Origin of the sequence: Parabacteroides sp. CAG:2 (assembly GCF_000436315.1) — a bacterium.
Lineage (GTDB): Bacteria > Bacteroidota > Bacteroidia > Bacteroidales > Tannerellaceae > Parabacteroides > Parabacteroides distasonis.
This window is the reverse complement of sequence record NZ_FR885286.1, coordinates 3,029-6,353: the sequence shown is the minus strand read 5'-3', so window position 1 is coordinate 6,353 and position 3,325 is coordinate 3,029. Positions and strand designations below refer to the sequence as shown.

The window sequence follows — 3,325 nt, the reverse complement described above, 5'->3', positions numbered from 1 at the left end:
CAGCAGGAGTTGCCCGAATCCCAAGCCCACAAGTTGAGGAGCCGAGAATAATGAGGCATTGAACATCCGCTCGAGGTACACAGCCGCTTGAGATATATCTTCCGACCGGAACAGAATCCATCCCAATAAGACCAGTAGAAACGTAACTCCCATCTGTGTCAATTCCTTCACAGAGGGAAAGAAACTGTTTTCCGCCACGGAATCTCTATACCTCCTATTTTGACCCAACAATAGCAATGGCAGAAACAACAACGCATGATACGCTCCCCATGCCACAAACGTCCAGTTAGCCCCATGCCAGAATCCACTTACCAAGAAAATAACAAGGGTATTCCGGAAGCTCTTCCATTTTCCGGCCCGGCTCCCCCCTAGCGGTATATAGATATAATCCCGGAACCAAGTCGTCAACGATATATGCCAACGCCGCCAAAACTCCGCTATATCCCGAGAGAAATAAGGATACTTAAAGTTCTGCATAAGGTCTATGCCAAATAACCGGGCACAGCCGATCGCTATATCCGAGTATCCGGAAAAATCACCGTAAATCTGTATCGTAAAGAAGAAAGCCCCCAGAAACAAGGTACTCCCATCCAACGTCTGGTAATTCTCAAACACACCGTTCACGAACAAAGCGCAGTTATCGGCAACCACCACTTTCTTGAAAAATCCCCAAAGCATCTGGCGTATACCATCCAACGCCAGATCACAATCGAAATTACGAGGCCGGAGAAACTGAGGCAACAAATGGGTAGCCCGTTCTATCGGGCCCGCCACTAATTGGGGGAAGAAACTGATATAAGCGAAGAATGCCACGATATCATGAGTCGCCTTGATTTTACCTTGGTAAACATCAATCGTATAGCTCAAAGCCTGAAACGTATAAAAGCTGATCCCGACAGGGAGCAAGATATTCAACGTCACGTAATCGGCATCCCAGCCCAATAGGTGAAGGACATTTACCAAATTCTCGGTAAAAAAATCAAAGTACTTAAATACACCCAAGATCGAAAGGTTCAGTAAAATATTACCGGCACTTATCCACTTTTGGACCGACCGGTTGCCAGCGCATTTCTCCAAATAGACTCCACTCAAGTAACTGCATAACGACGTAAACAGGATCAGCAGCAAAAAGCGCCAGTCCCACCATCCGTAGAACAGGTAACTAACAGCTACCACAAATAGATTTTGCCACCGCAAAGACTTGAAAACAAACCAGTAACCAAAGAAAACCAATGGCAGGAATATAAGGAACTCTATGGAATTAAATAACATAAATATTTAATTTTCAGACTCAAGAATATGTATCATCAAGGCGCAAAGATAAGGAATATCAAGCATTGACCAATAAATATTTCGTATATTCGTGGCTCAGAAATACAATAAGATACAGAGATGAAGATAATCAACGAACAATTACTCGACGAGACCCAGGCCAAAGCCTTGCAGTCTCCCCGCCTGCGAATGAACTATAATTTCCATGAGAGATTGGATGATCCGATCAATCGGTTACTGAATGCCATGGAGCCCGGTACGTATTTGCGTCCGCACCGGCATTTAAATCCGGCGAAAGACGAGATCTTCTTGTTGCTACGTGGGAAGGTAGCGGTATTCTTGTTTGACGAGGAAGGGAATATCACGGAGAAAACGATACTGAATCCAAAGGAAGGCGCTTATGGAGCGGAGATCAAGGCAGGGACATGGCACGGGCTTCTGGTACTGGAATCCGGATCGGTTATTTATGAGATAAAGCAAGGGCCGTTCGCGCCGCTAGCACCGGAGAACCTAGCGCCTTGGAGCCCCGAGGCGGAAGATACGGAGGGAGTAAAGAAGTATCTGGAATGGCTCGAGAGCCAAATATGATTGATGATACTTTTAGTATAACAAGCTAGCGATCAGCCTCGTATAACAAGAGCTATCCGAGGGTTTTAACAATGCCCATTCTAAAGTGTTTACGATGCCCATTATAAGGAGCTTACAATGGGCATCGTTACCTCCTTATAATAGGCATTGTTATTATTTCTGGAAAACCTTCGTCGATTTAATCATCACGTCGTGTAAAGGACGATCGTTCTTATCCGTCTTTACCACGGAGATCTTCTCTACGATATCGAAGCCTTCCACTACCTCGCCAAAGATCGTTACCGAGCCATCCAGATGCGGAACGCCACCGATCGTCTTATAAATCTCACGCCGTTCGGCCGGGATCACTACCGGGCCTAATACCGCCAACGTATCTTCTACCAAGATGGACGCACGGGCATGTAACTCATTCTCCAAGGAATCGGCGGCCAAAGAAGGATCTTGCTTTTTCAGCTCATCCCGGAATTTATAGTACAACCAGTTCCGTCGGATCTCATTGATACGAGCCTCTTTCTCCGCAAGCTCCTTGTCGTCCAAGACTTTCCCTTGCACAAAACAGAACTGCGTACCGGCGGAGGCACGCTCCGGATTCACGGCATCGATCTCTTTCGCGTCGATCAAAGCGCCTTTCTTATTAAAATGATTGGGTAATATCTCGGCGGGAACGGTATAACCACCATCGCCATCCCCATACAAGGCACCCGGCTCATGTGCTTTACTCTCCGGATCACCACCTTGCACGACAAACTCCTTGATAACACGGTGGAAAAGCATGCCCTCATACTCGTTCGACTGGCAGAGCTTTATGAAGTTATCCCGGTGAAGAGGCGTGTCGTCGTATAGCAGGACGGTGACGTCTCCCATCGTCGTCTTGATTTTCACATATACGGGTTTATTCGGGTCCAAAGGCTTATCCCCACAAGCTACCAACGTGAGCAAGAGCAGGAACAGCGAGAAAATTTGTCGTTTCATACCTGTTTTATTTATCGGATTAAGTAGTTACAAAGCCGGTTATTCCTCCGCATAGATCAACATCTGGCAATTCTTGCAGTCGAAGCGCAAACGCAAGAGCGTTTCCTTATAGCGCAGGAAGTAAGGCTCCTTATAGGGAGACTTCTGCTTCTGGTAGGTAGGGCACCATCCCATACTGTACCGCAGGCAATGTTTCGTGAACATCAAAGGGACATCCTTCCGGGGAGACAACTCGAAAGCGTCTTCCACGGCAGTCACGCCATGCGCCTTATAAAAGGCACCAGCCTTGCTATTGGAGACATTCCCTAAATAGGTCAGACATTTCTCTGGGAAAGGGATTTCCAGAGTCTCGCCTACACACGGCTTTACCGGACGAGCCTCTTCCCTGCGGTAACGAATCCGCCGGGTAGAGATAAGCCTCTCCACCCCTTGCCTACGCATCTCGGCCAATAAAGAAGAAGGAACAAACCAGTTATCGGACATCGCCACGGCG

The 3,325-nt window shown here is 47.3% G+C and carries 4 protein-coding genes; 1 reads left to right on the top strand and 3 read right to left on the bottom strand.

Annotated elements, in window-relative coordinates; translation table 11 throughout:
* Positions 1-1,272: MBOAT family O-acyltransferase (locus tag QVP94_RS07885; protein ID WP_288213209.1), on the bottom strand; the 1,272-nt coding region annotated here is incomplete at its 3' end.
* Positions 1,273-1,392: 120 nt separating this feature from the next.
* Here QVP94_RS07885 and QVP94_RS07880 point away from each other — a divergent pair.
* A complete protein-coding gene (locus QVP94_RS07880) occupies positions 1,393-1,860 on the top strand; it encodes a WbuC family cupin fold metalloprotein (RefSeq protein ID WP_005855998.1) in 468 nt (155 codons plus the stop codon).
* A 153-nt stretch (positions 1,861-2,013) separates the two neighbouring features.
* Here QVP94_RS07880 and QVP94_RS07875 read toward each other — a convergent pair whose 3' ends face one another.
* Entirely contained in the window at positions 2,014-2,832 is an 819-nt protein-coding gene (locus tag QVP94_RS07875; RefSeq protein WP_005855996.1) for a peptidylprolyl isomerase, read from the bottom strand.
* Positions 2,833-2,871: 39 nt separating this feature from the next.
* The coding region (locus QVP94_RS07870) for a DUF3656 domain-containing protein (RefSeq protein WP_502685439.1) at positions 2,872-3,325 on the bottom strand (454 nt) is incomplete at its 5' end.

Bases quoted from the DNA above. Each gene is read 5' to 3' on its own strand.
- QVP94_RS07880 (WP_005855998.1), top strand. From the start codon at position 1,393: ATGAAGATAATCAACGAACAATTACTCGACGAGACCCAGGCCAAAGCC.
- QVP94_RS07875 (WP_005855996.1), bottom strand. From the start codon at position 2,832: ATGAAACGACAAATTTTCTCGCTGTTCCTGCTCTTGCTCACGTTGGTA.